Genomic DNA, 26,154 nt, shown 5'->3' on the forward strand with positions numbered 1-26,154 from the left:
TCCCGGGCAGCAGTCCTTCCCGGGCCCAACTTAACCGGGCCCGACTTAACAGGAAACGAAGCTCCTCCGACGGCACGTAAAATGGGCGGGTGACCATTTCTCCGGACAGCCCCGTACAGACCACCGCCCCGGCCATCAACTACCGCACCATTGACCTGCGCGGTCGGCGGCTCTCCCTCGCCGGACTCCGGGCGGCTGTCCCACGTGCCCGGCACCAGACCATGGCGGACGCCGAGCAGAAGGTCACCGACATCATTACCGCGGTGCGTTCCCGGGGCTTCGCCGCCCTGAGTGAGTTCGCCAAAACGTTCGACGGCGTCGAGCAGGCACACCCGCGGGTGTCGGGCGCAGCGCTGCGCGCAGCGCTGAAGGACCTGGACCCGGCAGTGCGGGCCGCCCTGGAGGAATCGATCAGCCGCGCGCGCAAGTTCGCTGACAGCCAGCGGCCGGCAAATGTCGACGTCGAGCTGGGCGAGGGCGCCGTCGTAAGCCAGAACTGGGTGCCGGTTGGCCGCGTGGGGCTGTATGTGCCCGGCGGACTGGCAGTCTACCCGTCGTCGGTCATCATGAACGTCGTCCCGGCGCTGGCGGCCGGCGTTGCCTCCATCGCCCTGGCTTCTCCGCCCCAGAAAGACTTCGGGGGACTCCCGCACCCCACCATCCTGGCTGCGGCGGCTCTGCTGGGCATCGACGAGGTATACGCCATCGGGGGTGCGCAGGCCATTGCGGCCTTTGCGTACGGAGTTCCCGCCGACGACGCGGAGGCAGCCCTTGACCCGGTGGACGTGGTGACCGGGCCCGGCAACATCTTTGTCGCCACAGCCAAACGGCTGGTCAAGGGCGTTGTCGGCATCGATTCCGAGGCCGGCACCACGGAAATCGCCATCCTTGCAGACAGCAGCGCCCGCCCGTCGCTGGTGGCGGCCGACCTCATCAGCCAGGCCGAACACGATCCAAAGGCGGCTTCGGTCCTTATCACCGACTCAGAGGATCTTGCCGGGGCCGTCCGCGCCGAGCTCGCCGCGCAGGCGGCCTTGACCAAGCATTCTGAACGGGTACGGGAAGCCTTGTCCGGACCGCAGTCCGGCGTGGTGCTCGTGGACGACCTCGAGCAGGGAATCGCTGCCTGTGACGCCTACGCCGCTGAGCACCTTGAAATCATGACGGCGGATGCCCCGGCTGTGGCTGCCCGTATCCGCAACGCTGGAGCGATCTTCGTAGGGGACTACAGCCCCGTCAGCCTGGGGGACTATTGTGCAGGATCCAACCACGTGCTGCCGACGAGCGGCACGGCAGCCTTCTCGTCCGGCCTTAATGTCACCACGTTCCTTCGTGCCATCCAGGTGGTCAACTACAGCAAGCCGGCCCTCGAGAAGGTCAGCGGGCACATTGTCAGCCTCGCCGGCGCCGAGGACCTGCCAGCCCACGGCGAGGCCGTGACGGCGCGGTTTGCCGGAACGGATTAACCACTACATATAGTAATTACAGGCTTGTTATTCAGCTACATGTAGTCGTAAACTGGGATCGGGCGAATGCATTCTCGGGACCAAGTCCTGTGAATTGAGGTTCGGCCCGTTCAGCGTCGGCCAGGGGAAGGAAACAACGTGTATTGCCCGTTTTGCCGTAACCCTGATTCCCGCGTCGTGGACAGCCGGATGGCAGACGACGGTTCCGCCATCCGCCGCCGCCGGCAGTGTCCTGAATGCGGCCGCCGCTTCACCACTGTGGAGACCACCAGCCTCACAGTGATCAAGCGTTCCGGTGTCGGCGAGCCTTTTAGCCGGAGCAAGGTGATCAACGGCGTACGGAAAGCCTGCCAGGGCCGGCCCGTGACCGAAGACGACCTTGCGATGCTGGCGCAGGAAGTCGAGGAAACTATCCGCGCCTCCGGCGCTGCGGAAATCGACGCCCACGAGGTGGGCCTGGCTATCCTCAGCCCGCTCCAGAAACTGGACGAAGTCGCTTATCTTCGGTTCGCGAGCGTGTATCAGGCATTCGAATCCCTGGAAGACTTTGAAACCGCCATTTCCATCCTTCGCCATGAGGCGGAAGTCGAAGCCAAGGCGGCCAAGGGCAAGAGCTCCGAGAAGAGCCCACTCTAGACTCCGGTGGTGGCAGCGGAGGGGAAGCCGACGCCACCACCGGCACCAAACCCCCGGTACCGACGGCGGTCAGCGGCCTCCGGCCACGGGGAGTACAGCTCCGGTGATGTAGCCGGCGTCGCGGGACAGCAGCCACACCACCGCAGCCGCGACCTCGTCAGGTTCGGCGCCCCGGCCCATGGGGATGGTCGGATTCAGGCGTTCCACCCGGTCCGGCATCCCCGCTGCTGCGTGCAGGCCGGTGTTGGTGCTCCCGGGGGCGACGCAGTTGACGCGGATTCCCTGCGCAGCGACTTCCGAGGCAAGGCCTACAGTGAGGACATCAACAGCTCCCTTCGACGCTGCGTAATGTGCCCAGGTGCCCGGTGATCCGGCCTTCGTCGCGGTGGAAGAAATGTTGACGATGGATCCGCCGGGTCCGCCCGTGCCGGTGCTGAGCCTCCGCACTGCTTCCTGGCAGACATAGATCAGCCCGGACACGTTGACGTCCATGACACGTCGGACGGTTGCCGGAGGAACGTCCGAGAGGTTGCCGATCAGGTTGCCTGTAATCCCGGCATTGTTGATGACGGCCGTGACAGCGCCCAAAGCAGCCGCCTGGTCGAACATTGATCCCACGGCTTCCGGATCGCTGACGTCTGCCTGATGCGCCATCGCTGTGCCGCCGTTGTCCCGTATTTCCTGCACCACGGACGCAGCTCCGGCGGCATCTGCGGAGTAGTTGACCAGAACGGCGTAACCGGCCCGTGCCGCGCGGAGGGCGATGGCGGCGCCGATTCCACGGCTGGCGCCGGTGACCAGGGCAACGTCCCCGGCGATGGCAGTCATGGAACCGGCAGCCCGCCTACTTGGCCAGTTTGTGCGTGAGGGCGACTTCGATGGCGGCGCCCACAATGCCGGCGTCGTTCTTGAGCTCGGCCGGGACGATCTTCGTGCGCAGCTTCATGTGCGGCAGGTACTCGTCGGCCCGCTTGGAGATGCCGCCGCCGACGATGAACAGTTCGGGGGAGAACAGGAATTCAACATGCGAGAAGTATCGCTGGAGCAGGACACTGTACTCGGTCCAGCTCAGGCCGTCGCGTTCACGGGCAACGGCGGAAGCCTTGCTCTCGGCGTCAAAGCCGTCGATCTCGAGGTGTCCGAGTTCGGCGTTCGGGACCAGCTTGCCGTTGAAGATGAAGGCTGAGCCGATGCCCGTCCCGAGCGTGATCACGAGGACTGTCCCGGAGACACCCGCTCCGGCTCCGTAGCGCGCTTCGGCGAGGCCCGCGGCGTCGGCGTCGTTGATGACCTCTACGGGGCGGCCCAGTCGCTTGGTCAGCAGCGTGTCAATATCCGTGTTGAGCCAGGACTTGTCGACGTTGGCTGCGGAATGAACCACACCGTGCTGGATGATGCCGGGGAAGGTCACACCGATCGGCGAGTCGGGGGACGGCGCGTCCGGGCGCGCGTCGAGCTCGGCGACCACTGCTGCGACCGTTTCGGCAACCGACTCCGGCGTCGCGGGCTGCGGCGTCGGAACGCGGAAGCGGTCGCCCACGAGTTTGCCCTTTTTGAGGTCGACAATGCCGCCCTTGATTCCGGTTCCGCCGATGTCGATTCCGATCAGCGGGGCGTTCTTGGTTGACTTGTCGTCCTTCTTGGCCAATGTGATTCCGTTCGTGGCTGTGGGCGGGCAAAGGGTTGTGGGCAAAGGTTCCGGCACGTGCCGGGAGGGGTAGTCAGGGCAGCGTAAGGATTTCTGCGCCGGACTCAGTGACGAGCAGGGTGTGCTCGAATTGGGCAGTGCGCTTGCGGTCACGCGTCACCACGGTCCAGTCATCCGCCCACATGTCCCACTCAACCGTACCGAGGGTCAACATCGGTTCAATGGTGAACACCATGCCCGTTTCCATGACCGTGTTGTAGGCGGGAGCGGCATCATAATGCGGAATGATCAAGCCGGTGTGGAAAGCCTCGCCGACACCGTGGCCGGTGAAATCCCGGACAACGCCATAGCCGAAACGCTTGGCATAGGACTGGATGGCGCGGCCGATCACGTTGATTTCACGTCCGGGGGCCACGGCCTTGATGGCACGGTTCAGGGATTCCTTGGTGCGCTCCACGAGGAGCCTGGACTCTTCATCGACGTCACCCACCAGAAATGTGAAATTTGTATCGCCGTGGACACCTCCGATGAAGGCGGTGATGTCGATGTTCAGGATGTCGCCGTCCTGGACGACCGTGCTGTCCGGTATGCCGTGGCAGATCACTTCGTTCAGCGACGAGCACAGGGATTTCGGGAAGCCCCGGTAACCCAGGGTCGACGGGTACGCATTGTGATCCAGCAGGAATTCGTGGCCGATCCTGTCCAGCTGGTCCGTTGTTACGCCGGGTTCGATGTGCTTGCCGACCTCAACGATTGCCTGGGCGGCGATCCTGCTGGCGATCCTGATCTTCTCGATGGTCTCGGCGGATTTCACCTCCGAACCGGTGAACTTCTCCGGACCAGGCTTGCCCACATACTCGGGGCGGGGAATTGACGCCGGGACAGGCAGCTGCGGGCTGACGGTTCCGGGGACCAGGGTGCCGGTGGGTGCAGTCGAGGCAAGAGAAGGCATAGATTGATCATATAAGCAGGCACGGAAGCCCATGTAACGGACAGCCGGATCGGAAGCCGATGACGCCCTACGTTACGTGGATCACTTTCAGCGGGCGCGAAGCCTGCACGATGCGAGGAGCAGCGATGACCGAGTACTGGTACAACGTCAAGACCCATGAGGTGGAAGAGGACGCCATGTCCGACTGGACGCAGCTGATCGGACCTTACAAGACGCGCGCCGAAGCCGAGCATGCGCTGGAGAAGGTCAAGGCACGCAACGAGTCATGGGAAAAGGGCGACGAGGACTAAGCCGCGGACCGGGTGGCCCGGGCCAGCTTGCGGCTAGAACGAATGCTCGGGGCCGGGGAACTGGCCCGTCCGGACGTCGTCACCGTAGGCCTTGGCCGCATTGCTCAGCGATGTGCGCAGGTCAGCGTATTGTTTGACGAATTTGGCCATCTTGCCGCCGCGAAGGCCCGCCATGTCCTGCCACACAAGAACCTGGCCGGTGGTGGTGTTACCTGCGCCGATGCCCACGGTGGGAACGGCAATGGCGGCATCAACGGCCGCAGCAGTGGCGGCCGGAACCATTTCCATCAGGACGCTGAAGGCGCCCGCGTCGGCGAGTGCGACCGCGTCGTCGATCAGCCGCTGCGCGTCATCGCCCCGGCCCTGGACCCGGTAACCGCCCAAGGAGTGCTCGCTCTGCGGGGTGAAGCCGATGTGCGCCATCACCGGAATGCCGGCCTGGACCATGGCCCGGACGGTGTCAGCGTAGAACTTGCCGCCTTCAATCTTCACGGCATGGGCGAGTCCTTCCTTCAGGAAGCGGACTCCGGTGGCCACGGCCTGCTCGGCTGACACCTCGTAGCTTCCGAACGGAAGGTCCGCGACCACAAGCGCCCGTTTGGCCGACCGGGCCACGGCGCGGCACAGCGGAAGGAGCTCGTCCACGGTGACCGGAAGGCTGGTTTCGTTACCGAAGACGTTGTTGGACGCGGAGTCGCCCACGAGAAGCACCTCGATGCCCGCTTCGTCGAAGATCTCAGCCGTGTACTGTTCGTATGCCGTCAGCATGGCAAAGTGCTCACCTTTGTCTTTGGCCTGCTGCAGGTGGTGGGTCCGGATTCGTGCCACGGTCTTTTTGGCGGTGTCCGACGGCGTTGCGGCCGCATTCGCGGGACCGTTGCCGTAGGGAGCAGGTACTTCAGTGGACATGCTGGAATCGGAACTGTTGCTTGTGGCCATGGCTAGAGCGTAATGCGGTACTGTGCGTCCTAGCTACCGGACGGTCCGCACGTTCCGGTGAATCGCGTCACAAAGCGACGTCCCCCGAAGGCCGGTCCCGTCCCCTGAGCCCGGTGCGGAGTGTCGCTGTGCGTGTTAACGCTGTGTTACGCGGAGGTCCGGCTCCAACATTCGGCGGGAATGCTTAGTAAAGTGAATCGTGAGCTGCCGCCGGCTCTATGGAATACGGACCCGGGGCATCAAAATGTTGATCCGGAGAAGAGGCCATAATGGACCGCCAGCAAGAGTTTGTCCTGCGGACGATCGAAGAGCGAGATGTACGGTTCGTGCGTCTGTGGTTCACGGATGTCGTGGGTTCACTCAAGTCTGTTGCGCTTGCCCCCGCCGAAGTCGAGGGTGCCTTCGAAGAAGGCCTGGGCTTCGACGGTTCTGCGATCGAGGGCTTGGCCCGGGTGTTCGAATCGGACATGCTGGCGCAGCCGGACCCCTCCACGTTCCAGATCCTGCCGTGGCGCGGGGAGACCGAACAGACGTCGCGCATGTACTGCGACATTCTGACCCCCGACGGCGAACCCTCCGCGGCGGACCCCCGTAACGTCCTGAAGCGCACCCTCGCCAAAGCGGCCGACATGGGCTTCACCTGCTACACCCACCCCGAGATTGAGTTCTACCTGCTGAAATCGCAGGAGCCTGGCCCGGATGGTTCGCCCGTCCCCGTCGACGAGGGCGGCTACTTCGACCACGTCCCCGGCGGCGTCGCACAGGATTTCCGCCGCACCGCCGTCACCATGCTCGAATCCGTAGGGATCTCCGTCGAGTTCAGCCACCACGAAGCCGGTCCGGGCCAGAACGAGATCGATCTGCGTTACGCGGATGCCCTGCAGACTGCGGACAACATCATGACCTTCCGCACCGTTATCAAGGAAGTGGCACTGCAGCAGGGCACCTACGCCACCTTCATGCCCAAGCCGTTCACAGCCCACCCGGGTTCGGGCATGCACACGCACTTCTCGCTGTTCGAGGGCGACACCAACGCCTTCTACGAAGCGGGTGCCGAATTCCAGCTCTCCAAGACGGCCAAACAGTTCATCGCGGGCATCCTCAAGCACGCCCCCGAATTCACGGCCGTGACCAACCAGTTCGTGAACTCGTACAAGCGGCTGTGGGGCGGCGGCGAAGCGCCGAGTTACCTGAGCTGGGGCCACAACAACCGTTCCGCGCTGGTGCGCGTCCCGCTGTACAAGCCGGGCAAGGGCCAGTCCGCACGCATTGAATACCGCGGCATCGATTCTGCGGCCAACCCCTACCTCGCCTACGCGGTGCTGCTGGGTGCTGGTCTCAAGGGCATCGAAGAGGGCTACGAGATTCCTGCAGCCGCCGAGGATGATATCTGGTCGCTGAGCTCGGCCGAGCGCCGGGCCATGGGACACGATCCGCTGCCTGCCAGCCTGCATGACGCGATCAGGGCCATGGAGGATTCGGAACTCATGCCGCAGATCCTTGGCGAGCAGGTCTTCGAGTACTTCCTGCGCAACAAGCGCGCCGAATGGCAGGACTACCGTCTCCAGGTGACGCCCTACGAGCTGCAGCGTAATCTCGGCATCCTGTAGGGGGCAGCGGTGAGCCTTGCCCGTCGCCTGATCTCCGCCGGTTTCAGTGACCTGGAAAAGGGGGAGCGGTTCCTGGCTGCCCGGGAACTGGAGGGGATCGACCAGGAGGCACTGTTCGCGGGCTTCCACCTGGCCGCCAACCCCGACACCGCTCTGCAGTCGCTGGTGCGGCTGATCGAGAAGCATCCCGACCTTCGGAAGCTCGCTGCCGCGGACATCGACACGAGCGAGCCGCTCTACCGGGTCCTGGGCGCCTCCGAGGCCCTGGGTGAATTTCTGATCCGCCATCCGGAGCACCTTGACGCCTTCGACGTGGTCGCGAGCCCGGAGCCGGTCGCGGCAGATGCCGGGGAGTTGAGGTCGCGGCTTCTGCGGTCCGTGCAGGCCGACCCGAAGGCGCGCCGGCCGGTGGCCGGCTTGTCCGGTCCCGAGGCCTATGTGGCGCTGCGCACGGCGTACCGCAGGGGCGTGGTGGACCTGGCGGTCAAGGATCTGTGTGCCGCCGATCCGCTGGACTTTATGCCCGCCGCAGGGGCCGAGCTTGCGGACCTCGCCGGTGCGGCCATTGAAGCGGCCCTGGCAGTGTCCCGGGCCGAAGCAGGCGAGCAGTTCGACGCGGCGGAGGTTGCCGACGTCGGGCTTGCCGTCATCGGCATGGGGAAGTGCGGTGCCCGCGAACTCAACTACATTTCCGACGTCGACGTCATCTACGTGATCGAGGCTGACGGACTCGACGACGCCCGCGCCAACACCATTGGCACCGCCCTCGCCACCGGGATCTCGAGGGCCATCATGTCCATTGGCCGGGAGCCCGGCCTCTGGGAAGTGGATGCCAACCTGCGGCCCGAGGGCAAGTCCGGGCCACTGGTGCGGACCCTGGCGTCCCATCAGAGCTACTACGCCCGGTGGGCCGAGAGCTGGGAGTTCCAGGCGCTCCTTAAAGCGCGGACCATTGCCGGGGACTCGGAACTGGGCGCACAGTACGAGGCTGCGGTGCTCCCGCTGATCTGGGGTTCGGCAAACAGGGAAGGCTTTGTGGAATCCGTACAGGCCATGCGCCGGCGGGTCACGGACAACATCCCGGCGGATGAGGAGCAGCGCCAGATCAAACTGGGCCGTGGCGGCCTGCGCGATGTCGAATTCACGGTTCAATTGCTGCAGCTGGTGCACGGCAAGGCCGACGAATCCCTTCGTCACCGGGATACCACCTCCGCCATCGCCGCCCTCTCCGCCGGCGGCTACATCGGACGGACGGACGCCGCCGAATTCGACCACGCCTACCGTTATCTGCGGCTCCTGGAGCACCGGATCCAGCTCTTCCAGCTGCGCCGCACCCACCTGATGCCGGTGCGGGAAGATGCCCTCCGCGCCCTCGCGAAGGCCGTGCTCGGCCCGTTCGCCCGTGAACGCCCGCACCCCGATGCCCTGCTGGCCGCCTGGCAGAAAACCAAACGCTCTGTCCGTGAACTGCACGAGCGCATTTTTTACCGCCCGCTGCTGAACACCGCCGCCAAGCTGAGCAGTGAAGAAGCCCGGCTGACGCCGGAGGCCGCCCAGGGCCGCCTGGCCGCCCTCGGCTACCTGGACCCGCGGGGCGCCATGCGGCATATTGAGGCCCTCACCGCCGGCGTCAGCCGGCGCGCGGCCCTGCAGCGCCAGCTCCTGCCCATCCTGCTCGGGTGGCTCGCCGACGGTGTGGACCCCGACGCCGGGCTGCTGGGTTTCCGCCGCGTCAGCGAGGCGCTGGGAACAACGCACTGGTATCTGGGGATGCTGCGGGACTCGACGGCCGCCGCCGAGCGGCTGTGCCATGTGCTCTCCAACTCCAGGCTGATGGCCGACCTCCTGGAGGTCTCCCCGGAATCGGTCGCCTGGCTGGGGACCGACAAGGACCTTGCCCCGCTGGAATTTGAAGCCCAGTGGCTGGAAATCACGTCGAAAATGTCGCGGCATGAGGATCCGGAAAGCGCCATGCGGCTTATCCGGCTGATCCGGCGCAGGGAGATCCTTAGGGTTGCCATTGCGGACAGCGCCGGCCTGCTGGACCAGGACCAGGTGGGCGCCGCCCTGGCGGACACGGACCGCGCAGCGGTACTGGGAGCCCTGCGGGTGGCCGAGGGAATCGTGGCCGCGTCGGGTCCCCTCAAGACACGCGTCCTGGTGGTGGCTATGGGGCGGCAGGGCGGCCGTGAAATCGGGTATGGCTCGGATGCGGATGTCATGTACGTCCACCGCGGACTGCCGGGGGTCTCCGAGGAAGAGGCGCAGAACCAGGCCGCCCAGATCGTGGGCCATATTTCGAATCTGCTGACCCAGCCGCTCAAGCCCGCCATCCTGGCCGAGCGGGTGCTGATGGTGGATGCCGACCTGCGGCCCGAAGGCAAGAGCGGCGCCATGGTCCGTTCCTTGGACTCGTATGCGGAGTACTACCGCCGGTGGTCGCTGGTCTGGGAAGCCCAGGCACTGCTGCGTGCACTGCCCATCGCAGGTGACGACGACCTTGCCGCGGACTTCGTACAGCTGATCGACCCCGTCCGCTATCCGGCGGAACTCTCGGAGAAGGACGTGCGGGAAATCCGCCGCGTCAAAGCCAGGGTCGAAGCAGAACGGCTGCCCCGGGGCGCGGATCCCGCCCGGCACCTCAAGCTGGGCCGCGGCGGCCTGAGCGATGTCGAGTGGCTCGTGCAACTGCTGCAGCTGCAACATGCGGGCCAGCACCCGGAACTGCGGACCACCTCCACTGTGCCGGCGCTGGAAGCGGCGGCCTCCCTGGGATTCCTTGAACCGGACGAGGCCGAACTGCTGCTCAAAGCCTGGCGGCTGGCCAGCCGCATCAGGTCGGCCAACGTGATTTGGACCGGGCGCGCCTCCGACCTGCTGCCCTCCTCCCGCAGGGACCTGGAAGCCGTTGCCCGCTGGTGCGGCTACCAGCCAGGCAACGCTGCGGCGCTCGAAGAGGACTACCTGCGGATCAGCAGGCAGGCCCGTGCGGTTTTTGACCGTGTGTTTTATGGCCAGTAAACGTCAGTGAGGCAGGCTTCTCCGGTCTGATGGGGAAATGCGGGTAGCCTCGAGGGGTACTTTGCCGGTCTTCGGGACCGGTTGCCGCATTTACCTAGGAGTTGTATCAACTTGCCCGGACTCCAGCAGACCAAGGCCGCCAGGCCTCGGACGGCCACAGTCATCGGAGCCTTGCTGGCCCTGGCCGCGATGCTCTTCGGTGCCGCCGGCGCCGCCGCGGCGCCGGCGGACGCACCGGCAGCCACAGCGATGGCCGCCGGTTCAGCGCACCCGGCGGCCGCGCCGTCGAGCCTTTCCGGAAAGACCTTCGTCATCGGTACGGACACCACGTTCGCTCCGTTCGAATTCCGCGACGCCGGCGGTGAACTGACCGGCATCGACATGGACATCATCCGCGAGATCGCCAAGAACCAGGGTTTCGCCGTCGAGATCAAGTCGCTCGGCTTCAATGCGGCCCTGCAGGCGCTGTCCTCCAACCAGGTGGACGGCGTCATCGCCGGGATGTCCATCACGGAGCCCCGCAAGCAGATCTACGACTTCTCCGACCCCTACTTCGAGTCGGGCGTGCAGATGGCCGTTGCCAAGTCCAACACGGACATCAAGGGATACGAAGACCTCAAAGGCAAGACGGTCACCGCCAAGACCGGCAGTGAGGGCGAAACGTTCGCCACGTCGATCGCCGGCCAGTACGGCTTTACGGTCAAAGCCCTGGACCAGTCCGCCACCATGTACGAGCTCGTAAAGTCAGGGAACGCCGTCGCCGTTTTCGATGACTATCCGGTCCTGGCCTACGGCATCAGCCAGAACAACGGCCTCAAGGCCGTGTCCGAGAAGGAAAAGGGCGGCTCCTACGGTTTTGCCGTGAATAAGGGCCAGAACCCCGAACTGCTGCAAGCGTTCAACACCGGGTTGGCGGAGCTGAAGTCCAGCGGGAAGTACCAGGAGATCCTGGACAAGTACCTCAAGGACCCCACACAGGCGGCCGAGTCCAGCTTCTGGGACCTGCTGGTCAACAGCTTCCCGGCACTGATGAAGGGCCTCGGCAACACCGTCCTGGTCACCGCGATTTCCTTCGCCCTGGCCATGCTGATCGGCCTCTTCATGGGGTTCCTGAAGATCTCCACCAGCGTGGTGCTGCGCGGGATCGCCACCACCTTCGTCAGCATCTTCCGAGGTACCCCGCTGCTGGTCTGGGCCTTCTTCTTCTATTTCGGCATTCCCCAGCTGACCGGCCAGCCCATTGATATCTGGGTGGCCGGCGTGCTGACGCTCAGCCTCAACGCCGGCGCCTACATCACCGAAATCGTCCGCGGCTCCATCCAGTCGGTGGACCCGGGCCAGCTCGAAGCCAGCCGCAGCCTGGGCCTCGGATACGCCAAGTCCATGCAAAAAGTAGTGGTCCCGCAGGCGTTCAAGATCATGACGCCCTCCCTGATCAACCAGCTGATCATCATGCTCAAGGACAGCTCGCTACTGCTCGCCATCGGTTTCGCCGAACTGCTCTACCAGGGCCAGCAGATCTACGCAGGGAACTTCCGGATCACCGAAACCCTGCTGATTGTCGCGGTCCTGTACTTCGTGGTCATCATGCTGCTGACCAAACTGGCCAACGTCGCGGATAAGAGGTTCAACAAATGAGCACGGCACTTACTGCACCCAGCAAGATCTCCGTTAGGGAACTGACGAAGTCCTTCGGTTCCAACCAGGTGCTCAAAGGCATCAACGCCGAGGTCGCCGAAGGCGAGGTGGTCTGCGTGATCGGACCGTCCGGCTCGGGGAAGTCCACCTTCCTGCGCTGCCTGAACAAGCTGGAGGACATCACCGGCGGCCACGTCACCGTGGACGGCTTCGACGTGACGGACCCCAAGGTGGATATCAACGAGGTCCGCCGGCACATCGGCATGGTCTTCCAGCACTTCAACCTGTTCCCGCACATGTCCGTGATCGAGAACATCATGCTGGCACCGGTGGAGTCCAGGAAGCAGGGCAAGGACGAGGCCAGGGCCAACGCACTGAAGCTCCTGGACCGCGTCGGCCTCGCCGAGAAGGCCGAGGCCCGGCCGGCGTCGCTTTCCGGCGGACAGAAGCAGCGCGTCGCCATCGCCCGGGCGCTGGCCATGAACCCTGACATCATGCTCTTCGACGAGGCAACGTCCGCACTCGATCCGGAGATGGTGGGCGAGGTCCTGCAGGTCATCAAGGACCTCGCCCGCGAGGGCATGACGATGGTGCTGGTCACCCACGAGATGGGCTTTGCCCGGGAAGTGGCCGACCGCGTGCTGTTCATGGCTGACGGGGTCATCTGCGAGCAGGGACGCCCCGAGGAGCTCTTCGGGAACCCCCAGCAGCAGCGCACCCGGGATTTCCTTTCCAAGGTGCTGTAATTCGGGAGGCCCGGCGGGGAGCGTTCCGGGGCTGACATGCCTGGACCACGGTGCTATTTTGGAGCCCATGGCCAAGCAATTGTTCCTGAACCTCCCCGTCAAGGACCTCGACAAAAGCGTGGAATTCTTCACCGCGCTGGGTTTTTCCTTCAACCCTGACTTCACGGACGAGAACGCCACGTCCATGATCATCAACGACAACGCCTTCGTGATGCTGCTGGTGGAGGGCTACTTCAAGACATTCACCTCTAAGCCCGTTGCCGACGCCCGTAGCGCCACGGAGGCCATTGTGTCCTTCTCTGTGGACAGCCGGGAGGCCGTGGACGAGCTGGTCAGGTCAGCGCTCACTGCGGGCGGCACCCCGTCCGAAGAGGCCCAGGATTACGGCTTTATGTACACGCACAGCTTCCAGGACCCGGACGGCCACCTGTGGGAGGTCTTCTGGATGGACCCCGCCGGGGCACCCCAGGACCCGGTGGCCTGACCCCTGACCCGACCGTCGGTTCCGGCTGGCGGCGCGGCTGGCCGGGACCGGGGCGGACCGCCCGGGGCGGTTACTGCGGGCGGGTTGGGTACGCTTCTTGCATGCCTGAAGACGTGTGGCTCATCGCCCTGAAAAACCTCGACGACGACGCTAGGGCAGTCAAGCTCGGCGAAATCGCGGAACTGGAGCTCGCCGCCGAGCAGCAGGACTTCGCCGGCGATCCGCTGCGCATGATGCTCGTGGCACTGGAAGAGGATTCGCGCGTTCCCTATGTGGTGGACTCCGGCGGTACGGCAGTTGGTGTGCTGACGCTGCAGCGCGGCGCGGCATCGCTCGCCGGTTGGGCCGATGACGAGTCAGTGTGGTTGCTGCGCGGATTCCTCATCGACCGCCGCCGCCAAGGCCAGGGACTGGGCACCCTTGCCGCCTCTGCAGCGGTCCGGGAGGCCGCTAAACTGACAGCCCGGCTGGGCGGGGGAGAGGCCGGCGTCGTCCTTTCCGTGAACGAGCGCAATCCCGCGGGCCAGGCGGCTTACCGCAAAGCCGGTTTCGAGGACCGCGGGCAGTACTTTGGCGGCAACGCCGGGCCGCAGCGGACCATGTACCGGGCCTTCTGAGTCGCCGCCGGCTTCCCCCTCTTGTCAACTTTGATTGACGCCCGACTCTTCGTCAACTAAGGTTGACGAAGGAGGTGGGTCATGAAGACGCTAATCGGTTCAATGGATGGCAAGGGTCCGGCGGAGGCGTTGTACACCGTCGCGGAGCTCCACAAGGAGCTGGCGCGCACCGAAACGGAAGCTGTGCTCCGCGCCCGTCAGGCAGGGCTTTCCTGGGAGGCTATCGCCGTGTGCCTCGGCGTCACCAAGCAGGCTGTCCATAAGAAGTACGGCAAGCGCTGAACCGGTATTCGAAGCCGGCAACGCCTTAGCGGCCGGCGTGTTAAAAGGAAGACGGCCCCCACCAGAAGGTGGGGGCCGTCGTCGTGCGATCCGCTGGCGGACAGCCGGTGTCGACTAGACGCCGTAGTAGAGCTCGAACTCGTACGGGTTCGGGCGCAGGGAGAGCGGACGGATCTCGTTCTCGTACTTGTACTCGATCCAGGTGTCGATCAGGTCCTGGGTGAACACGCCGCCGGCCTGGAGGAACTCGTTGTCCTCGGCCAGGGCTTCCAGGGCTTCCTCGAGGGTGCCCGGAGCCTTGGGGATGTCCTTGGCTTCTTCGGCGGGGAGCTCGTAGAGGTCCTTGTCGATGGGAGCCGGCGGTTCGATGCGGTTGCGGATACCGTCAATGCCGGCCATCAGCTGGGCAGCGAACGCCAGGTACGGGTTGGAGGAGGGGTCCGGAGCGCGGAACTCGATGCGCTTGGCCTTCGGGTTGGAGCCCGTGATCGGGATGCGGATACCGGCGGAGCGGTTGCCCTGCGAGTAAACCATGTTGACCGGAGCTTCGAAGCCCTTGACCAGGCGGCGGTACGAGTTGACCGTCGGGTTGGTGAAAGCGAGGACGGCGGAGGAGTGCTTCAGCAGGCCGCCGATGTACCAGCGTGCCATGTCGGAGAGACCGGCATAGCCCTTTTCGTCGTAGAACAGCGGCTCGCCACCGTTCCACAGCGACTGGTGGCAGTGCATGCCCGAGCCGTTGTCACCGAAGACGGGCTTCGGCATGAAGGTGACCGACTTGCCCCAGGCGTCGGCGGTGTTCTTGATGACGTACTTGAACTTCTGCAGGTCATCCGCCGCGTGGGTCAGCGTGGTGAACTTGTAGTTGATCTCAGCCTGGCCGGCGGAGCCGACTTCGTGGTGGCTGCGCTCGACCTCAAGGCCGGCTTCGTCCAGCGCAACACACATGGCGTCGCGCAGGTCAGCCTGCTTGTCGGTGGGGGAGACCGGGAAGTAACCGCCCTTGACGGGGGTCTTGTAGCCCAGGTTTCCGCCTTCTTCTTCGCGGCCGGTGTTCCAGTGTGCTTCTTCGGAGTCGATCTTGTAGAAGCTGCCCTGCGGCGAGGACTGGTACTGGACGTTGTCGAAGACGAAGAACTCGGCTTCAGGCGCGAAGAACGCGGTGTCGGCGATGCCGGTGGACGCGAGGTAGGCCTCAGCCTTCTCTGCCACGCCGCGGGGGTCGCGGTGGTAAGGGTCACCGGTGCGGGGGTTCACGATGGAGAAGTTCAAAGCGAGCGTCTTCTCCATGCGGAACGTGTCCAGGAACGCCGTGGTGACGTCCGGGATGAGCTGCATGTCGGACTCGGCGATGCCCTGGAAGCCGCGGATGGACGAACCGTCGAAGAGCTGGCCATTGATGAAGAAGTCTGCATCAACGCTCTTAGCCGGCACGTTGAAGTGCTGCTGCACGCCAGGAAGGTCGGTGAAGCGGATATCGACAAACTTAATATCTTCGTCCTTGATGAACTTGAGGACCTCGTCCGCAGTCTTAAACATCTATGCTCCTTACGCATAAGTAATAACTGGCTGGAAAGCCATGTGGTCCAGCGCAATCCGACGGCGCGAAAACACAAAAGTGTCCCCGCTCCTAGCTCGCTAGCAACTGTTACCACCCTAGGGACACGGGATTTCCCGGCCATGTCCGCTATGTTTCCGGCAGGTTACAGAACCGCCTGATATGTAAACGCTATACGGTGTCCACACTGTGGTCCATCCGCATCCATAGAGTGAACTTCTCCCGAAAGTTCACGGGAGTTCCGGTGAGAGATCCGATGAACCGCGGGAGCCGTGCACCCGATAGGCTTGATCTGTGGTTGATCGCAGAGACATAGGCTCCTGGTTGAGCGGGCCGGACACCTCCGGCATTTCGAAATATCCGGGGGAGCGCCTTGGCCTGCCCGAGGCGGGCCGGGGTTCCATCGCACGTGCCGGTCGTAGGATACTGGCCATCTGCATTGACTGGGGACTGGCGCTCGTGATCAGCAATTACGCGTTCGGCGGGGACCCATGGGCAACGCTGGCGGTTTTTGCGGCGGAACAGATCCTACTGATCGGCACTCTTGGCTACAGCATCGGCCACCGGTTACTGGGCATTCATGTGGTGCGCCTGGGTGGTGCTCCGGCTGGGCCGTTGGCCGCGCTGGTCCGCACCTTGCTGCTGTGCCTGGTGATCCCGGCGGTCATTTTCGATCCGGATCACCGCGGCCTGCACGATAAAGCGATGAATACCATCCTGGTGCGCATGTAGCAGGCCCGGCGTCAGTGCGGGCGGACCCGCCGCCCGGGCAATGGACGCTCAGGCCGGCGGGCTCGGCTCGGACTCCGGGATTTGGCTCAGACGCCGGCGGTTTCGTGTTCCCTGGCTGCGCGCCGGTCGGTGCCCGGTGCCGTCAGGTAGCCCCGCTTGCCTGCCCAGCGCTCGAACAGGACCGTGGCAAAGGGAAACACCGCAGAGACCCCGGCGAAGAAGGCAACGGGAAAGGGCCACCGTTGCAGCCGCCACAGGGCCAGCGCCGCTACGCCGTAGGCGACGAAGAGGGCGCCGTGTATCGGTCCGGCAATTTCCACGCCAAGCTCCGTGGTCCGGGCCACCCACTTGAAGTACATTCCGGTGAGGAGTGCCGCCCAGCTGAAGGCTTCGGCTACGGCGAGGGCCCGGAAGACCCGGATGACGGTGGATTTCGAGGGGAGTTTCACGGTGCTCCGGTTTCTTTTGACGACATTTTGGCGTGGCTGGCACATGGCCCAAAGCAAACGCCCCGGTTGCCGGCCAGATGGCCGGTTTCCGGGGCGTTGCCTGTGCTGCTAACGGCCGCGGGCTGCTTTGCGGTCCGGCCGGGCTTTGTAGGGGTCGATTCCCTTGGGGATGGGGAGGCGGTTTCCCAGCGAGGAAATGCGCTTCGAAACCGCGTTGACCTCGAGTTTGGTCAGTTCCTTGTCCAGCTTGTTCATCTTCTTGGCGACCTGGCTGATGGGCACCTGGCCCTCGCCGCGGCCGCTCTCGATAACGTGGACGGTGACGTTGGGCAGGATGCGTGCCAGCCGCTTGCGCTCGGCGTCGACGAGCGGGCGGACCCGGTGGGTGGGCCCTTCACTGACCAGCACGACGCCGGGGCGGCCGATGGCACGGAAGACGGCGTCCTGGGTGCGAGGGTTGACCGCAACCGGCTGGTCCTCGGTGATCCATCCGCGCTTCAGCGTGCCCAGTGCGGCGCCGGAAGCGCCCGGCTGGTTTTCGATCTGGGCAAAAGCGGCCCGTTCAGCGCGGCGCGAGAGGATGAGGGTGGCGGCAAGCAGCCCAAGAGGGATGCCGATGATCAGGCCCGTGATCCAGTTTTCGAGGAGGAAGCCCACCAGGAAGCTGACGGCTACGACTCCGAGGAAGGCGAGCAGCATCATCCAGACCACCATGGGGTCGTGACGGCGCGTCATCTGGAAGACTTCGTTGATCTGCTTCAGCCTGCTGGGCTTCTTGACCTTGGCTTCCTTCGGCTTGCGAGAGAAGAGGCCACGCTTCGGAGCGTCGGAGGCTGCCGGAGTCGGTTTGCTGGAATCAGGGGAATTCGCCATAGTGCCTTAATTCTACGTGATTTATGCCTGAGGGCCGGACGCCGAAGTACTCCGGTGCCGGCCCTCAGGCATAAATGTTACGAAAGCTCCTAGTGGTGTGCTGCGATGAGGGAGCTGGCTTCCTGGCGGGTGCTGCCGGAGGACTCGATGTGCGCGAGTTCGTCCGGGATTTCCCAGCCCTTCTTGCGCATCGCGGTGGCCCACAGGCGGCCGGCACGGTAGGAGGAACGGACCAGGGGCCCGGACATGACGCCGAGGAAGCCGATTTCCTCTGCTTCGGTGGCGAGGTCGACGAATTCCTGCGGCTTGACCCAGCGGTCCACCGGCAGGTGCCGTTCGGAGGGGCGCAGGTACTGGGTGATGGTGATCAGGTCGCAGCCGGCGTCGTGCAGGTCCCGGAGGGCTTCGGAGATTTCCTCGCGGGTCTCGCCCATGCCCAGGATCAGGTTGGACTTGGTGACCATGCCCAGGTTCCGGCCCTGCGTGATGACGTCCAGGGACCGCTCGTACCGGAAGGCGGGGCGGATGCGCTTGAAGATCCGCGGCACGGTTTCGACGTTGTGCGCGAAGACCTCGGGCTTGGAGTCGCAGATCGCTGCGATGTGTTCGGGTTTGCCGGAGAAGTCCGGGATCAGGAGTTCGACGCCGGTGCCCGGGTTTAGTTCGTGGATCTTCCGGACTGTTTCGGCGTAGAGCCAGACGCCCTCGTCGGCGAGGTCGTCACGGGCCACGCCGGTCACGGTGGCGTAGCGCAGCTGCATGGCCTGGACCGAGCGGGCCACCTTGGTGGGTTCGAACATGTCCACGGGGGAGGGCTTGCCGGTATCGATCTGGCAGAAATCACAGCGCCGGGTGCACTCGGAGCCGCCGATCAGGAAGGTGGCTTCCTTGTCTTCCCAGCACTCGAAGATGTTCGGGCAGCCTGCTTCTTCACAGACGGTGTGCAGGCCTTCCTTCTTCACCAGGTTCTTGAGCTGGACGAACTCCGGGCCCATCTGGACCTTGGCTTTGATCCACTCCGGCTTACGCTCCACCGGAGTAGCCGCATTGCGCTGCTCAATACGCAGCATCTTCCGGCCTTCTGGTGCCAGTGTCACAGTAGAGCTCCTTCGGGGCTTGAGACGAGTGCTTCTTCGTGCTTACGGAATTCTTCCACTACCCGCTCCGCAATATCGCCCGGGGTAATGGTCCTGCCGGCCTCAATGGACATTGTGGTGACACCGGCGTCTGTAATGCCGCACGCAATGATCTGGGCATAGGGCGCCAGATCATTGTTGCAGTTGATGGCGATGCCATGCATTGTGACTCCGTCCAGGACCCGGATGCCGATCGCGGCTATCTTGCGGTCCGGGCCCTTGCTGTCGGCCTTGATCCAGACGCCGGCACGGCCCTTGATCCGCTCGGCATTGATGCCGTAGTCCGCCATGACGGCGATCATGACAGATTCAAGCCGTTCAACGTAGTCACGGATGCCGGACCGGTTCTTCAGCTTGAGGATCGGATAGGCGATCAGCTGGCCGGGCCCGTGCCAGGTCAGCTTGCCGCCGCGGTCCACCGCTACGACGGGAGTCCCGTCGAAGGGTCGTTCGTGGTCTTCTGTGAGCTTGCCGGCAGTGTATACGGCGGCATGCTCGAGGAGGAGGACTGTACTGGGTGCCTCAGCTGCGACGACTTTGTCATGGAGTTCGCGCTGGATGTCCCAGCCCTTCATGTAATCAACGAAATCCGGAGCAAGACCCAGCGTGGAAAACTCAAGAGTCATGGTATCCAGCTTAGACCCCGTCCGCCGTGGAGCCGGGTTCTGTGCTTAACCTCTCACTTCGAGGCCTGTGGATAACTTCTGCGGAATTCCGCCGATTCCGCTATTCCTTGGGTATGGAGAAATTCGACGACGACGGCGGTTCAGGCGAGCACGGTCCGGCGCCGGTTCCGGCACTGGGATCCGCGGACGCCGCCGGCGGGGGACCTGCCGGCGCGGCCCCTGAGGTTCCCGGCTACGAGGTTGAACGGGAACTTGGCCGCGGCGCAAGTGCGAGCGTGTGGCTTGTCCGGGAACAGCTGACTCTCCGCGAGTTTGCGGTGAAATGCTTCGAACCGCCGGAACACCTTGCACGGTCCGCGCCCGGCATCGGGGCGCCCGGCAGGGGGGACCCGGACACCGAACAGGCCGTGCGCCGTGAGCTGCGGATTCTCTCCGCACTCGATCACGACCATCTGGTGAAGGCGCACGAAGTTGTTAGGCTCCGAGGCGCAGCGGACGGCGGCCTGGGGCTGGTCATGGACTATGCAGCCGGGGGATCCCTGGCCCGGCTGGTCAGCTGCCGGGGCCCGCTGAGCGTGGGCCAAACCGTCACGGTGCTGACGCCCCTCGCGCAGGCGCTGGGGTACCTGCACGGCAAAGGTTTCATGCACGCGGATGTCGCGCCGGGCAACATACTGTTTACGGCCCACGGCAAGCCCCTGCTGGCGGACCTTGGCGTTACCCGCATGGTGGGCGACGCCGCGGATTGCGCCCCGGCCGGCACGGAAGGCTTCGTGGACCCCGCCCCCGTCGATGCGCTGCGGGCGGGGCTGCAGCCCGAGCGGGACGTCTATTCGGCGGCGGCGATCGGCTGGTACTGCCTGACCGGCAAGGCACCCGAACACGGCCAAAGCCGTCCGCCGCTATCACTGCTGGTTCCGGGGGTACCGCCGGCCCTCGCCGCCGCATTGGAGGCGGGCTTGAAGGAGGACCGTCGGGAGCGGCCGACAGCCCTGGAGTTCGCCGGCTCTGTCTATCGCAGCGCAGACGCCGCCCCGGTGGACCTTTCCGGGTCGGTCCACCCCACCGTGCTTCCCCGGTTGCTGACACGCCGCAACGTTCCGCCGTCACGCAATGCCCGCCGTGCGGCGAAGCTGCGCACGTGGCGCCGGCGCCTGGGCAGCTCGGGCAGTCTCCCCGGGCCAAAGGGCCGTGCTCCGGGCCGTCACGCAGGGCGAAGCCGGCGGTGGATCGGTGCCGCGGTTGCAGCGCTTGCGTGTTCGGGAATCGCCACGGCATGGTTCCTGGCCGGTCCTCCACAGGCCCCGCAGCAGGCAGCGCCACCCGAATCAGTTCAGGCACCAGCGGCACCGGATGTTCTGCCGGAGGCCGCCGCCGGCCCGGCTCCGGCGGATGCCCGGCAGCTGGCGCTATCGCAACAGCCCGAACAGGCCGCGCGGGGGCTGGCGGGGCTGCGGTCGGCTGCGTTGAGCTCAGGGCAATTCGAACTGCTGGACGAGGTCAATCTGGCCAACTCCCCGGCGGCCGCTGCCGATGCCGGAATCAGCGGGAGGCTCAGGGATGCCGGTCATGTCCTGACGGGCTTCGACACCACCCTGACACGTGCCGAGGCAGAGCCCGGCGGCTCGGATGCACGAGCGGTGGTGGCAATCACCGTGGCCAACTCGGCATACCGGGAGACCGACTCCGGGGGTAACGTCGTGGCGGTGGAACCTGCCGGTCCGGAGCAGAAGCTTCGCCTGGTCCTGGTTAGCTCCGGCGGGCGGTGGAAAATCCAGGAGATCCTGCCAGCGGCGTAAGCGCCAAAGCGGCTAATCCTTGCCGGTCGCCCAGGCCGCGGCCTGCGCGAGTGACGGATGCATCCACTCGAATCCGGCCTCGGCCAACAGAGCGGGCTCCATGCGCTGGCTCCCCAGCAGGAGTTCGTCGGCCAGCTTGCCCATGACCAGCCGCAGCACCGGCGCGGGCACCCGGAAGACGGCGGGCCGGTGGAGTGCGGCGGCCAGCCGGGCAACCAGTGCATTGACATCCGCTGTTTCGGGGGCACAGAGGTTGACCGGACCTGACAAGGGGGAGGTCAGCAGGAAACTGAAGGCGGAGGACACGTCCGGCAGCGTAATCCACGGCCAGCATTGCCTGCCGTTGCCCAGTGGTCCGCCAAGACCGAGCCGAAGCAACGGCAACAGGCGTCCCAACGCGCCGCCTGACCTGCTGAGGACCACCCCTGTCCGCGGGGTGACGACACGGACGCCTGCGGGCGCTCCATGAGCGGCGGCTTCCCATTCCTGGCAGATCCTGGCCATGATTCCGGATCCGGCAGGAGAGTTCTCCCGCAGCACGGCAGCGCCGCGGTCGCCGTAATAGTTGGAGCCGGACTGGCTGATGAAGACCCTTGGCGGCTGTTCTGTTCTTGCCATTGCGGCTGCGAGGGTGCGTGTGGGGTCCAGCCGTGAGCGGAACAGCTCATCAATGCGGCCGCGGGTCCAGGGACGGTCTCCGATCCCGGCTCCGGCCAGGTTGATTACGGCGTCGGCGCCCTCAAGGTGGGCGGGATCAAGCTGTCCGGCCGCCGGATCCCAGCGCAATTCGTTGGCGTCTGCCGGTGCCCGGCGCACCAGCCGGATGACGTCATGGCCACCCGAACGCAGATGGGCGGACATGTCGCTTCCGATGAGGCCTGAGGCGCCGGCCATGATGATTCGCATGATCCATCTCACCATGCCCGGCACGGTGGCGGAACCTCCCGTCCGGCCCACGTACTTTGACTATGATCGTACGATGACCTCCTCGAGCTACTTTCGTTTCCCGCATCTGCACGGCGATCTGGTCACCTTCGTGGCCGAAGACGACGTCTGGATTGCGCCTCTGGACGGAGGCCGCGCATGGCGCGTTTCCTCCCTTCAGCTGCCGGCCCGCAACCCGCGTTTCACGCCCGATGGCAAGCGCCTGGTGTGGACGGTCGTGCAGGGGACAGCGCCTGAGGTTGTCACTGCTGAGGTCGACGGCGGAGGGTACCGTCAGCTGACGTACTTCGGCCATGCTTCCACCCGGGTCAAGGGCTTCACCGCTGCCGGCGATGTCCTGGTCACGAGCGCCTTCCGGCAGGCCGAAAGCCGCCATACGCATGCGTACAGTGTGCCGCTGGAGGGTGGCTGGTCGGAGGAACTCCCGTTCGGTCCCGTCGAATCGGTGGCATTCGGGCCGGAGATCGGCGATGAACGCCCCGTGGTCGTGGCCAGTGTGCTCTCGCGCGAGCCAGCCTGGTGGAAGCGGTACCGCGGCGGAACCGCCGGAAAGCTCTGGATCGACGCCGACGGCAACGGGGAATTCGAACGCCTCGTCCCGGAACTGGACGGCAACCTCGCCGACCCCATGTGGGTGGACGGGCGGATCGCCTTCCTTTCCGACCACGAAGGCTATGGAAACCTGTATTCGGTGCTGCCGAACGGCACCGGACTGCGCCGCCACACCGATCACGAAGATTTCTATGTACGCCACGCCGCCACGGACGGCAAGCGGGTGGTGTTCGAATCCGCCGGAGAGCTCTGGCTGCTCCCTGACCTGGGTTCAGAGGCAGTCAAGCTCGACATTTCGCTGGGATCGGCCTCCCAGGGGCGGAGGCCGGCCCTCCTGAAGACCACACGGCACCTTGGCGGCGTGATTCCGGACCACAGCGGCTCCTCCAGCGCGGTGGAGGCGCACGGGACCATTCACTGGCTCCGTCACAAGGACGGCCCTTCGCGGGTTGTGGAGGCCACTCCCGGTGTCCGTGCCCGCCTGCCGCGGCCGCTCATCGATGGCCGAATTGCCTACGTTGCCGACCACGACGGCGCGGAGGCCCTGTACATCAACGAAATCGCGCCGCAGGTGGCCGGTGACAGGCCGGCGCCGACCCCGCGCCCCCAGCCGGCCGGGGAGCAGGAAACCGCAACGTCCCTGCCGAGGCCCGTCCCGGCTTCCGGGACCAACGTCCCTGCCGTGGCATCACCGGCGGGCGATGATTCCCTGCAGCCGGCGGCCCCGGGGCATGATGCAAGCGGCACTGCGCAGGTCGCTCCCCACAGCGCAGAAGGCGGAAGCGACGTCGCCGGCGGTGCGCCGGAACGCGTGGCCGTGGAGGCAGGCCGGGCCGGTTCGTCGCGCCTGCAGAAGATCGATTTCCCCAAGCCCACCCGGGCCAGTGCCATCGAGGCCAGCCCGGACGGCCGCACCCTTGCCATTGGGACCGCTTTCGGCGACGTCTACCTGGCCGACACCCGAAGCGGGACCATCAAGCTTGTCACCAGCATCGGCGAGGGCACCATCGACGGGCTCTGCTGGTCCGCGGACTCGGCCTGGCTCGGCTGGTCCGAACCGGTCACATCCTTCGGGTCACGCAGCCGTCTCCGGATCGTTAGGGTGGACGATCCGGAATTCCGGATCGTGGACGTCACCGACGGACGCTTCCGCGATGCGTCGCCGTCGTTCACTCCTGATGGCAAATTCATTGCGTTCCTGTCCAACCGCAGCTTCGATCCCGTGTACGACGGACATTCCTTTGACTTGTCCTTCCCCAGCCCCATCAAGCCCTACCTCGTGGCCCTTGCTGCGGACACGCCGTCGCCGTTTGGTCCCTCGGTTGACCTCGCGGACGGACCGGACGGTGCATCCTCCGGGTCCGGCGCCGGCAACGGCGACGCACACGGCGAAGGTTCAGGCGTGCCCGACGTCCGGGTGGACGCTGACGGGTTGGCGCACCGGGTGATCGGAGTTCCGGTTCCCCAAGGCAACTACTCTGCGCTCGAGGCCACGCCCGGAGCGCTGCTGTGGCTGGACAACGCCCTGGCCGGCGTGACCGGCGACGGCCGGGCCAGCACCGACGACAAAGATGCCGCCCCCAGCCTGGTGCGTTTCGACATGGCAAAGCGCAAGACGACCACCATCGTGGACGCACTGGACAGCTACCGGGTGTCCGGTAACGGAAGGAAGGTTGTCTTCCTGCACGACAAGCAGATCCGGGTGTCGCCCGCAGATGCCAAGGGCGACGAAGATTCAGGCCAACTGGTGAAGGTGGACGTCAGCCGCATCCGTGTGCTCCTGCATCCGCTGAGTGTGTGGGGCCAGGCGTTCGACGAAGCCTGGCGGCTCCAGCGTGACTTCTTCTGGACCGAGGACATGGCCGGACAGGACTGGGAATCCGTGCACCGCCGGTACCGCCCCATCGTGGACCGGCTCGGCTCGCATGACGACCTCGTGGACCTGCTGTGGGAGCTGCACGGCGAACTGGGGACATCCCACGCCTACGTTCGTCCGGCAGCCGTCACCGAAAACGGCAGTAACGGGCAGGGCAGGCTGGGTGCTGATCTGGCCTTCACCGGGAAAGGCTGGGAAATCACCCGCATCCTGGCGGGGGAGTCGTCAGACCCGTTGGCAACCTCACCCCTGACCAGGCCCGGCGCAGACGCAAAGGCGGGGGATATCCTGCTCGCCATTGACGGCGTGGAGCTGTCCGAAGGACTGACACCTGCCATGCAGCTGGTCGGAGCCGCAGGGAAGGCTGTTGAGCTGACCCTGCGCAACGGAGCCGCCCACGGCGAAGCCGCAGGCAGGCAGCGCCGCATTGCTGTGGTGCCGGTCAAGGACGAGGAACGCCTGCGTTATCAGGAGTGGGTGGCCGGCAACCGCAGGACTGTACGCGAAGCATCGGCAGGTACGTACGGCTACCTGCACATCCCGGACATGATGGCGAACGGCTGGGCCCAGCTCCACCGCGACCTTGATACCGAGACGGCACTGGACGGGCTGATCGTGGACGTCAGGCGCAACCGGGGAGGGCACACGTCCCAGCTTGTCGCCGAACTCATTGGCCGCAAGGTGACCGGGTGGAGCATGCCCCGCGGTGAGAGGCCGCGGACGTACCCACACCACGCGCCGCGCGGCCCGGTGGTCATCCTGACGGACGAATTTGCCGGCTCGGACGGGGATATCATCACGCAGGTGTCCAAGCTGCGCGGCATCGGGCCGGTCATCGGCACGCGGACCTGGGGCGGCGTGGTGGGCATCGACAACCGCTTCTCCCTCGCTGACGGCACCGGTGTGACGCAGCCGCGCTACGCCACCTGGTTCAGCGGCGGCGTAGGCTGGAACGTCGAGAATTACGGCGTCACGCCGGACATTGAGGTCACCTTCCCGCCGCATGCCTACGCAGCCGGCAGGGACCCCCAGCTGGAGTACGGCATCGGTGCGCTCAAGGAAATGATCCAGGAACTTCCCACGGACCGGCCTCCGCTGCGTGAAGGCTACCGGCGGCTGCTGCCGGCGCCCCTGCCGGCCCGCACCCGCAAGGACTAGGTCCTCCCTCCCTGATCCACCGAGGTCCGACGAAACGAAGGCCCCGCTCCCGCCCCGATAACCAGGGCAGGAGCGGGGCCTTCGCGGTGCGGCGGCCCGGAAGTTCCGGGAGCGGCGCGTT

At 65.3% G+C, this 26,154-nt stretch carries 23 protein-coding genes; 13 read left to right on the forward strand and 10 right to left on the reverse strand.

Features of this window, described 5'->3' with window-relative positions; genetic code table 11:
* The first annotated feature begins 89 nt into the window (after nt 1-89).
* Both hisD and nrdR read left to right on the forward strand, forming a co-directional pair.
* Nucleotides 90-1,466, forward strand: coding sequence for a histidinol dehydrogenase (hisD, locus tag ACSQ12_RS08130; protein ID WP_436064989.1), 1,377 nt, complete (start codon nt 90-92; stop codon nt 1,464-1,466).
* A gap of 138 nt (nt 1,467-1,604) precedes the next feature.
* Nucleotides 1,605-2,102, forward strand: coding sequence for a transcriptional regulator NrdR (gene nrdR, locus ACSQ12_RS08135; protein WP_390250145.1), 498 nt, complete (start codon nt 1,605-1,607; stop codon nt 2,100-2,102).
* 69 nt (nt 2,103-2,171) lie between these two features.
* On the opposite strand, the gene ACSQ12_RS08140 is transcribed toward nrdR, so the two are convergent.
* From ACSQ12_RS08140 to map, 3 genes are all read right to left on the reverse strand, one after another.
* Nucleotides 2,172-2,930, reverse strand: a complete 759-nt coding sequence (locus tag ACSQ12_RS08140; protein WP_209745957.1) for an SDR family oxidoreductase — start codon at nt 2,928-2,930, stop codon at nt 2,172-2,174.
* A 16-nt stretch (nt 2,931-2,946) separates the two neighbouring features.
* Complete coding sequence (gene ppgK, locus ACSQ12_RS08145) at nt 2,947-3,750, reverse strand: polyphosphate--glucose phosphotransferase (RefSeq protein ID WP_011691448.1); 804 nt, start codon at nt 3,748-3,750, stop codon at nt 2,947-2,949.
* Between the two features lie 73 nt (nt 3,751-3,823).
* A complete protein-coding gene (gene map / locus ACSQ12_RS08150) occupies nt 3,824-4,702 on the reverse strand; it encodes a type I methionyl aminopeptidase (protein ID WP_436064990.1) in 879 nt (292 codons plus the stop codon).
* A 125-nt stretch (nt 4,703-4,827) separates the two neighbouring features.
* On the opposite strand from map, the gene ACSQ12_RS08155 reads away from it, so the two are divergent.
* Nucleotides 4,828-4,992 carry an SPOR domain-containing protein gene (locus ACSQ12_RS08155; protein WP_144406352.1) on the forward strand — a complete coding sequence of 55 codons (165 nt, stop codon included), beginning with the start codon at nt 4,828-4,830 and terminating at the stop codon, nt 4,990-4,992.
* 33 nt (nt 4,993-5,025) lie between these two features.
* Here ACSQ12_RS08155 and panB read toward each other — a convergent pair whose 3' ends face one another.
* On the reverse strand, nt 5,026-5,931 hold the full coding sequence (panB, locus tag ACSQ12_RS08160; RefSeq protein ID WP_436064991.1) for a 3-methyl-2-oxobutanoate hydroxymethyltransferase: 906 nt from the start codon (nt 5,929-5,931) through the stop codon (nt 5,026-5,028).
* 269 nt (nt 5,932-6,200) lie between these two features.
* Here panB and glnA (ACSQ12_RS08165) point away from each other — a divergent pair, with 269 nt between their 5' ends.
* The 7 genes from glnA (ACSQ12_RS08165) (at nt 6,201) to ACSQ12_RS08195 (ending at nt 14,329) form a co-directional block, all read left to right on the forward strand.
* Nucleotides 6,201-7,541 (forward strand): type I glutamate--ammonia ligase, encoded by a 1,341-nt coding sequence (gene glnA, locus ACSQ12_RS08165; protein ID WP_011691452.1) that lies wholly within the window; start codon nt 6,201-6,203, stop codon nt 7,539-7,541.
* Nucleotides 7,542-7,550: 9 nt separating this feature from the next.
* A complete protein-coding gene (locus ACSQ12_RS08170) occupies nt 7,551-10,562 on the forward strand; it encodes a bifunctional [glutamine synthetase] adenylyltransferase/[glutamine synthetase]-adenylyl-L-tyrosine phosphorylase (protein ID WP_436064992.1) in 3,012 nt (1,003 codons plus the stop codon).
* A gap of 189 nt (nt 10,563-10,751) precedes the next feature.
* Entirely contained in the window at nt 10,752-12,200 is a 1,449-nt protein-coding gene (locus ACSQ12_RS08175) for an amino acid ABC transporter substrate-binding protein/permease (protein ID WP_436066958.1), read from the forward strand.
* The gene (locus ACSQ12_RS08180) at nt 12,197-12,946 is read left to right on the forward strand and encodes an amino acid ABC transporter ATP-binding protein (RefSeq protein ID WP_436064993.1); all 750 of its coding nucleotides are present in this window, start codon (nt 12,197-12,199) and stop codon (nt 12,944-12,946) included. Before ACSQ12_RS08175 ends, ACSQ12_RS08180 begins: the two co-directional genes overlap by 4 nt.
* 67 nt (nt 12,947-13,013) lie before the next feature.
* On the forward strand, nt 13,014-13,430 hold the full coding sequence (locus ACSQ12_RS08185) for a VOC family protein (RefSeq protein ID WP_436064994.1): 417 nt from the start codon (nt 13,014-13,016) through the stop codon (nt 13,428-13,430).
* Between the two features lie 101 nt (nt 13,431-13,531).
* The gene (locus ACSQ12_RS08190; protein WP_436064995.1) at nt 13,532-14,047 is read left to right on the forward strand and encodes a GNAT family N-acetyltransferase; all 516 of its coding nucleotides are present in this window, start codon (nt 13,532-13,534) and stop codon (nt 14,045-14,047) included.
* Between the two features lie 81 nt (nt 14,048-14,128).
* Nucleotides 14,129-14,329 (forward strand): AsnC family protein, encoded by a 201-nt coding sequence (locus tag ACSQ12_RS08195; protein WP_209745943.1) that lies wholly within the window; start codon nt 14,129-14,131, stop codon nt 14,327-14,329.
* A gap of 114 nt (nt 14,330-14,443) precedes the next feature.
* Here ACSQ12_RS08195 and glnA (ACSQ12_RS08200) read toward each other — a convergent pair whose 3' ends face one another.
* Nucleotides 14,444-15,868, reverse strand: a complete 1,425-nt coding sequence (gene glnA / locus ACSQ12_RS08200; RefSeq protein WP_209745941.1) for a type I glutamate--ammonia ligase — start codon at nt 15,866-15,868, stop codon at nt 14,444-14,446.
* Nucleotides 15,869-16,181: 313 nt separating this feature from the next.
* On the opposite strand from glnA (ACSQ12_RS08200), the gene ACSQ12_RS08205 reads away from it, so the two are divergent.
* Nucleotides 16,182-16,619 carry an RDD family protein gene (locus ACSQ12_RS08205; protein WP_436064996.1) on the forward strand — a complete coding sequence of 146 codons (438 nt, stop codon included), beginning with the start codon at nt 16,182-16,184 and terminating at the stop codon, nt 16,617-16,619.
* An 86-nt stretch (nt 16,620-16,705) separates the two neighbouring features.
* On the opposite strand, the gene ACSQ12_RS08210 is transcribed toward ACSQ12_RS08205, so the two are convergent.
* The 4 genes from ACSQ12_RS08210 to lipB all read right to left on the reverse strand — a co-directional run bounded on the left by ACSQ12_RS08210 (nt 16,706) and on the right by lipB (nt 19,712).
* Nucleotides 16,706-17,068: a DUF3817 domain-containing protein gene (locus ACSQ12_RS08210; RefSeq protein WP_436064997.1), complete on the reverse strand. Its 363-nt coding sequence runs from the start codon at nt 17,066-17,068 to the stop codon at nt 16,706-16,708.
* Nucleotides 17,069-17,176: 108 nt separating this feature from the next.
* The gene (locus ACSQ12_RS08215) at nt 17,177-17,941 is read right to left on the reverse strand and encodes a DUF4191 domain-containing protein (RefSeq protein WP_209745935.1); all 765 of its coding nucleotides are present in this window, start codon (nt 17,939-17,941) and stop codon (nt 17,177-17,179) included.
* Nucleotides 17,942-18,030: 89 nt separating this feature from the next.
* Nucleotides 18,031-19,038, reverse strand: coding sequence for a lipoyl synthase (gene lipA / locus ACSQ12_RS08220; RefSeq protein ID WP_436064998.1), 1,008 nt, complete (start codon nt 19,036-19,038; stop codon nt 18,031-18,033).
* A complete protein-coding gene (gene lipB, locus ACSQ12_RS08225) occupies nt 19,035-19,712 on the reverse strand; it encodes a lipoyl(octanoyl) transferase LipB (protein WP_436066959.1) in 678 nt (225 codons plus the stop codon). Before lipB ends, lipA begins: the two co-directional genes overlap by 4 nt.
* Before the next feature lie 104 nt (nt 19,713-19,816).
* On the opposite strand from lipB, the gene ACSQ12_RS08230 reads away from it, so the two are divergent.
* On the forward strand, nt 19,817-21,502 hold the full coding sequence (locus ACSQ12_RS08230; RefSeq protein ID WP_436064999.1) for a serine/threonine-protein kinase: 1,686 nt from the start codon (nt 19,817-19,819) through the stop codon (nt 21,500-21,502).
* A gap of 12 nt (nt 21,503-21,514) precedes the next feature.
* Here the strand turns inward: ACSQ12_RS08230 and ACSQ12_RS08235 are convergent, their stop codons facing one another.
* A complete protein-coding gene (locus tag ACSQ12_RS08235; RefSeq protein WP_436065000.1) occupies nt 21,515-22,408 on the reverse strand; it encodes a TIGR01777 family oxidoreductase in 894 nt (297 codons plus the stop codon).
* Nucleotides 22,409-22,481: 73 nt separating this feature from the next.
* Between ACSQ12_RS08235 and ACSQ12_RS08240 the strand changes: the two genes are divergently transcribed.
* Nucleotides 22,482-26,033 (forward strand): S41 family peptidase, encoded by a 3,552-nt coding sequence (locus tag ACSQ12_RS08240; RefSeq protein ID WP_436066960.1) that lies wholly within the window; start codon nt 22,482-22,484, stop codon nt 26,031-26,033.
* Nucleotides 26,034-26,154: the final 121 nt, after the last annotated feature.

It is taken from the genome of Arthrobacter sp. LjRoot14 (assembly GCF_964253905.1).
GTDB lineage: Bacteria > Actinomycetota > Actinomycetes > Actinomycetales > Micrococcaceae > Arthrobacter.